The following is a 5,382-nucleotide window of genomic DNA, read 5'->3' on the forward strand; positions in this document are numbered from 1 at the left end:
GGGGGGGGGGGGGGGGGGGGGGGGGGGGGGGGGGGCGCGCCGCCCCCCCCCCGCCCCCCCCCCGGGGGGGGGGGCCCCCCCCCCCCCCCCCCCCGGGTGGGCTCCGCGGGGCCCCCCCGGGGCCCTCGGTGCGGGGGGTGACCTTCGGCGTGTTCCACGTGGACCGCGCGCGGGCCCTGGAGTCGATGCGGCGGCTGGCGGAACTGCGGCCGTCGGTGCTGTGTTGCGGGCACGGGCCCGCGGTGACCGAGAACACGGCGGAGCAGCTGTCGGCGGCCGCGGCGGCGGGGAGCGTGGTGCTCTGACGGCGGCGGTCAGCCGACCGGTACGCCCGCCTCCAGGTTGAGCACGGTGCCGCGTTCCCGCGCGCGCAGGGCCCAGCGGAGGCGCTCGTAGCGGACGGGTGGCAGGAGGTCGGCGGCCTCCTCCTCGGTGACGAAGCGCCAGGCGCGCAGTTCGGCGCCGGGGAGCCGGAGCCGGGCGGTGTCGCGGGCGGCGAGCCGGCCGCCGTCGAAGAGCAGCCGGAGGCCGCCGAAGCCGGGCGGCTGGGGCCGCTCCCAGTCGACGAGGAGCAGTCGGGGGACGGCGTCGAGCTCCAGGCCGATCTCCTCGGCGACCTCGCGCATGCCGGCGCGGGCGGGCGGTTCGCCGGACTCGACGACACCGCCGGGGAACTCCCAGCCGGGTTTGTAGGTGGGGTCGACCAGCAGGAAGCGGTCCTGCTCGTCGAAGAGGAGGACGCCGGCGGCCAGCGTCTCTCGGGTCGGTTCGGGCGTCTGGACGATGCCGCAGGGCGCGGCGTGCCCGCCCTGGACCGCGTCGGCGACGGCCCGGGCGGCCTCGGCGACGGTGAGCGCCGAGGTGTCGACGGTGTGGGCGTCGGCGCCGAGCCAGCCGGCCGCGGCGGCCCGGTAGGCCGGGATGTGGTCGTGGCACCAGCGGCGCACGTCGGCGTCGACGTCCGGGGCTCCGTACTCCGCGCGTCCGTCGATACGCGTCCGCAGGATCGTTTCCTCCGGTGCCAGGAGCACATGCCGGACGTCGATGCGGCGGGCGGCGAGGCCGCCGAAGATCTCGTCCCGGTACTCCTGCCGCAACAGCGTCATCGGGACGACGAGCACCCCGCCGACCTCGGCGTGCAGGGCGGCGGCGGTGTCGACGACGAGCCGGCGCCAGATGGGCAGGTCCTGGTAGTCGTCCACCTCGGCGAGGCGCTTGGCGGGGAGGAGCCCGCGCAGCGCGGCGCCGGTCGCCTCGGGGTCGTACAGCGTGCTGTGCGGGATCAGTCCGACCAGTTCGCGCGCGGTGCTGGACTTGCCCGCGCCGAAAGCACCGTTGATCCAGACGATCACGATTTCCCCCCTCATCGACGGCCCCCTGTGGCTTGCCCGCAACCCTGCCACGAAAACCACGAACACTTGTCCGGGCCGAGGCGTAACGCTTCCGGCCCGGAGGTCGTTGAACACCCGAGCACGAGGGGGTGCGGAGATGGACCGTACGGTTCTGGAGCGGTTTCCGGCGGGCGGGCCCCGGGGGCACTGGCCCGCCGAGGAGTACGCGGGCGCGTGCCGCGAGGAGGGGGTGCCGGCGCGGGTGGTGATGGACCTGGCGTCCGACGCCTTCCTGGTCGTGGTGGAGCAGCGGACGCCCGAGCGGGCGGAGGCGGTGGCGGAGCCGGTGGCTCCGGAGCGGGCTTCTCCCGAGCGGGCATCTCCCGTACGGGAGTGAGCGCGGCGCCCGGGGTCGGTCAGCCCCCGGCGGGGGTGGCGCGGGCCGCGGCGGCGGCGCCGAGGAGGCCCGCGTCCGTGCCGGTGGCGGCGGGGACGACCGTCAGGCCGCGGGCGAAGGAGAGCGTGGCGTAGTCGGCGAGGCTGCGCCGCAGCGGCGCGAAGAGGACGTCTCCGGCGCCGGCCACTCCCCCGCCGACGACCGCGATGTCGACCTCCACCAGGTGCGCGGTCGCGGCGATGCCGGCCGCGAGGGCGCGGGCGGCGCGTTCGAAGGCGGCGACGGCGACCGGGTCCCCGGCGCGCGCGGCCTCGGCCACCGCGGCGGCGGAGGTGTCGCCGTCGGGGCCGGGCCGCCAGCCCTGGTCGAGCGCGCGGCGGGCGATGTGGGGGCCGGCGGCGATGCGTTCGACGCAGCCGCGGCTGCCGCAGGCGCAGGGATCGCCGTCGAGGTCCACGCTGAGGTGGCCGATGTGACCGGCGTTGCCGGTGGGGCCCGGGTGGAGACGGCCGTCGAGGACGAGACCGCCGCCGACGCCGGTCGAGACGACCAGGCAGAGGGCGTTGGCGTGGCCGCGGGCGGCGCCGAGCCAGTGCTCGGCGGCGGTCATGGCGACGCCGTCGCCCACGAGGGTGACCGGCCGGCCGCCGGTGAGCCGCCGGACCCGCTCGACCAGCGGGAAGTCGCGCCAGCCGGGCACGTTCACCGGGCTGACCGTGCCCCGGGCGGCGTCCACCGGGCCCGCGCTGCCGATGCCGACGGCCTCGGCGGCGGCCCAGAACGGGGAGGTCGCGAGGGCGTCGAGCACCTCCGCGACCGCCGCCAGCACCGTCTCCGCGTCCTCCCGTGCCGGGGTGTCCCGCCGGGCCCGGGCCAGGATCCGCCCCCGCGGGTCGACCAGCGCCCCGGCGATCTTGGTGCCGCCGATGTCGAGGGCGACCACGGGGCCGGGGACGGAGGCCGGCACGGGGGTGGGAAGCGGGGCGGCAGTGGCGACGGGAGCGGGTGCGGGAGTGGCGGCGGAGGGCATGCAGGTAGGTTCTCACGAGCCGGTCTGACAACGTTGTCCAGGCCCTATGCTCGGGCGGAGGCGCATGATCCGCCGGTCGGCGCCCGCCGGCACCCCAGTACGGAGGAATCCCGCACCGTGGCCGAGACCACCCGCCCCGAGCCCCGCTACGGCAACCGGCCCACGATGAAGGACGTCGCCGCGCGGGCGGGCGTCGGCCTCAAGACCGTCTCGCGGGTGGTGAACGGCGAGCCGGGGGTCACGCCGGAGACCGAAGGGCGGGTGCGGGAGGCCATCGACGCGCTCGGCTTCCGCCGCAACGACAGCGCGCGGGTGCTGCGGAAGGGGCGCACGGCGACCATCGGCCTCGTCCTGGAGGATCTGGCCGACCCGTTCTACGGGCAGCTCGGCCGGGCCGTCGAGGAGGTCGCGCGGGCGCACGGCACCCTGCTGATCAACGGCTCCAGCGCGGAGGACCCCGAGCGGGAGCGGGAGCTGGCGCTGGCGCTGTGCGCGCGCCGGGTGGACGGCCTGATAGTGATCCCGGCCGGGGACGACCACCGCTATCTGGAGCCGGAGATGCGGGCGGGCGTGGCCACCGTCTTCGCCGACCGTCCGGCCGGTCTCCTGGACGCGGACGCGGTCCTCTCGGACGGTTTCGGCGGGGCCCGGGAGGGGGTGGCGCATCTGATCGCCCACGGGCACCGGCGGATCGGCTTCGTGGGCGACCGGCCGCGGATCCACACCGCCGCGGAGCGGCTGCGCGGCTACCGCGCGGCGATGCGGGACGCGGGGCTGCCGGTCGACGAGCGGTGGGTGGCGCCGGGTCCGACCGATCCGGAGCGGGTGGCGGCGGCGCTCGCCGGGATGCTGTCCGGGCCGGAGCCGGTGACGGCGGTCTTCGCGGGCAACAACCGGGTCACCGTCACCGCGCTGCGGGTGCTCGCCGGGCGCACCGCCCGGGACGACGGGCCGCCGGTGGCACTGGTCGGCTTCGACGACGTCGAGCTGGGCGACGTCCTGGGCGTCACGGTGGTCGCGCAGGATCCGGCGGAGCTCGGCAGGACGGCCGCCCAGCAGTTGTTCCGGCGCCTGGACGGGGCCGCCGAGGCGCCCCGCCAGGTGGTCATCGGGACCCGGCTCCTCGCCCGGGGCTCGGGCGAGGTCCCGCCGTCGTCCGGCTGAGCGGCCGGCCGGCGGTCAGCGGCCGGCGCCGGCCGTGAGGTCGCCGCGGCGCGGGGCGGCGAACCGCTCCAGGGCCGCGCGGGTCATGCCGGTGAGGGCGTCGACCTCCGCGGTGTCGAGGGCGCCGCACTGGAGGCCGCGCAGCAGGTAGGAGGAGAGGGCCTTGGCGGTGGCGGGCTCGTCCATGACGTCGCCGCCGGCGTGGTTGGCGTAGGCGGAGAGGCGCTTGGCGGCGGTCTCGAAGCCCTCGCGGTAGAAGGCGAAGACGGCGGCGTAGCGGGTGGGGATGTGGCCCGGGTGCATGTCCCAGCCCTGGTAGTAGGCGCGGGCCAGGGCACGGCGGGTGAGGCCGTAGTGCAGCTTCCACGCCTCGTGGACGTGGGCGGTGGAGCCGACCGGGAGCACGTTGGTGGAGCCGTCGGAGACGCGTACGCCGGTGCCGGCGGCGGCGACCTGCATGATCGCCTTGGCGTGGTCGGCGGCCGGGTGGTCGCTGGCCTGGTAGGCGGCGGAGACGCCGAGGCAGGCGCTGTAGTCGAAGGTGCCGTAGTGCAGGCCGGTGGCGCGGCCCTCGGCGGCGTCGATCATGCGGGCGACGGCGGCGGTGCCGTCGGCGGCGAGGATGGACTGGCTGGTCTCGATCTGGATCTCGAAGCCGAGCCGGCCGGCGTCGAGGCCGTGGGCCTTCTCGAAGGCCTCCAGGAGGCGGACGAAGGCGGTGACCTGCTCGGGGTAGGTGACCTTGGGAAGGGTGAGGACGAGGCCGTCCGGCAGGCCGCCGCTCTCCAGGAGGCCGGTGAGGAAGACGTCGGTGGTGCGGATGCCGCGGTCGCGGACGGCGGCCTCCATGCACTTCATCCGGATGCCCATGTAGGGGGCGGCGGTTCCCCCGGCGTACGCCTCGTTGATCAGGCGGGCGGCGCGGGCCGCGTCGTTGTCCTCTTCGGCCCCGGCGTAGCCGTCCTCGAAGTCGACCCGCAGGTCCTCGATCGGCTCGCGCTCCAGCTTGGTGCGCACGCGCGCGTACACGTCCTCGGCGAGGTCGTCGGAGAGGCCGAGGACGGCGGCGAAGGAGGCGGCGTCCGGGGCGTGCTCGTCGAGCGCGGCGAGCGCCTGGTCGCCCCAGGAGCGGATGGTGCCGGCGTCGAAGACGTCGCCGGGGACGTAGACGGTGTGGACGGGCTGGCGGGTGCCGGGGTCGCCCGGGTAGCGGCGGTCGAGCTCGGCGTCCACCGCGGCGAGGGAGGCGCTGATGCCCTCGCTGACCGCGCCCGCGAGGCTCGTCGACACCTTCTCCTGCTGACCCATCCCTGATCCTCCTGTTTTCCGCTTCACGGAATCAACAATCCGTATAGCGAAGTTAGTAGGCCGTCGGACCTGCGTCAATGGTTGACCGAAACGGCCGGGGGGGGGTTGGGGGGGGTGGGGGGGGGAGAGGGGGGGGGACGGCGGGGCGGAGG

5 protein-coding genes and 1 pseudogene (1 of these 6 running past the window's edge) are annotated in these 5,382 nt (G+C 76.4%); 3 read left to right on the forward strand and 3 right to left on the reverse strand.

All coding sequences use genetic code 11. The features are described from left to right. Positions 1-305: pseudogene (locus ACFW1I_RS24910) on the forward strand (MBL fold metallo-hydrolase); it begins 508 nt to the left of the window's first position. Positions 306-314: 9 nt separating this feature from the next. On the opposite strand, the gene ACFW1I_RS24915 reads toward ACFW1I_RS24910, so the two are convergent. Next, positions 315-1,352: an NUDIX domain-containing protein gene (locus tag ACFW1I_RS24915; RefSeq protein WP_384673851.1), complete on the reverse strand. Its 1,038-nt coding sequence runs from the start codon at positions 1,350-1,352 to the stop codon at positions 315-317. Between the two features lie 136 nt (positions 1,353-1,488). On the opposite strand from ACFW1I_RS24915, the gene ACFW1I_RS24920 reads away from it, so the two are divergent. Further along, complete coding sequence (locus ACFW1I_RS24920) at positions 1,489-1,728, forward strand: hypothetical protein (protein WP_384673779.1); 240 nt, start codon at positions 1,489-1,491, stop codon at positions 1,726-1,728. A gap of 19 nt (positions 1,729-1,747) precedes the next feature. Here the strand turns inward: ACFW1I_RS24920 and ACFW1I_RS24925 are convergent, their stop codons facing one another. Further along, positions 1,748-2,758: an ROK family protein gene (locus ACFW1I_RS24925; protein WP_384673782.1), complete on the reverse strand. Its 1,011-nt coding sequence runs from the start codon at positions 2,756-2,758 to the stop codon at positions 1,748-1,750. A 117-nt stretch (positions 2,759-2,875) separates the two neighbouring features. Here ACFW1I_RS24925 and ACFW1I_RS24930 point away from each other — a divergent pair, with 117 nt between their 5' ends. Beyond that, positions 2,876-3,922: a LacI family DNA-binding transcriptional regulator gene (locus ACFW1I_RS24930; RefSeq protein WP_384673784.1), complete on the forward strand. Its 1,047-nt coding sequence runs from the start codon at positions 2,876-2,878 to the stop codon at positions 3,920-3,922. A gap of 15 nt (positions 3,923-3,937) precedes the next feature. Here ACFW1I_RS24930 and ACFW1I_RS24935 read toward each other — a convergent pair whose 3' ends face one another. After that, on the reverse strand, positions 3,938-5,230 hold the full coding sequence (locus tag ACFW1I_RS24935; protein ID WP_384673787.1) for a DUF6986 family protein: 1,293 nt from the start codon (positions 5,228-5,230) through the stop codon (positions 3,938-3,940). Between the last annotated feature and the right edge of the window lie 152 nt (positions 5,231-5,382).

The organism is Streptomyces sp. NPDC058955, from assembly GCF_042741435.1.
Taxonomy (GTDB): Bacteria; Actinomycetota; Actinomycetes; order Streptomycetales; family Streptomycetaceae; genus Streptomyces.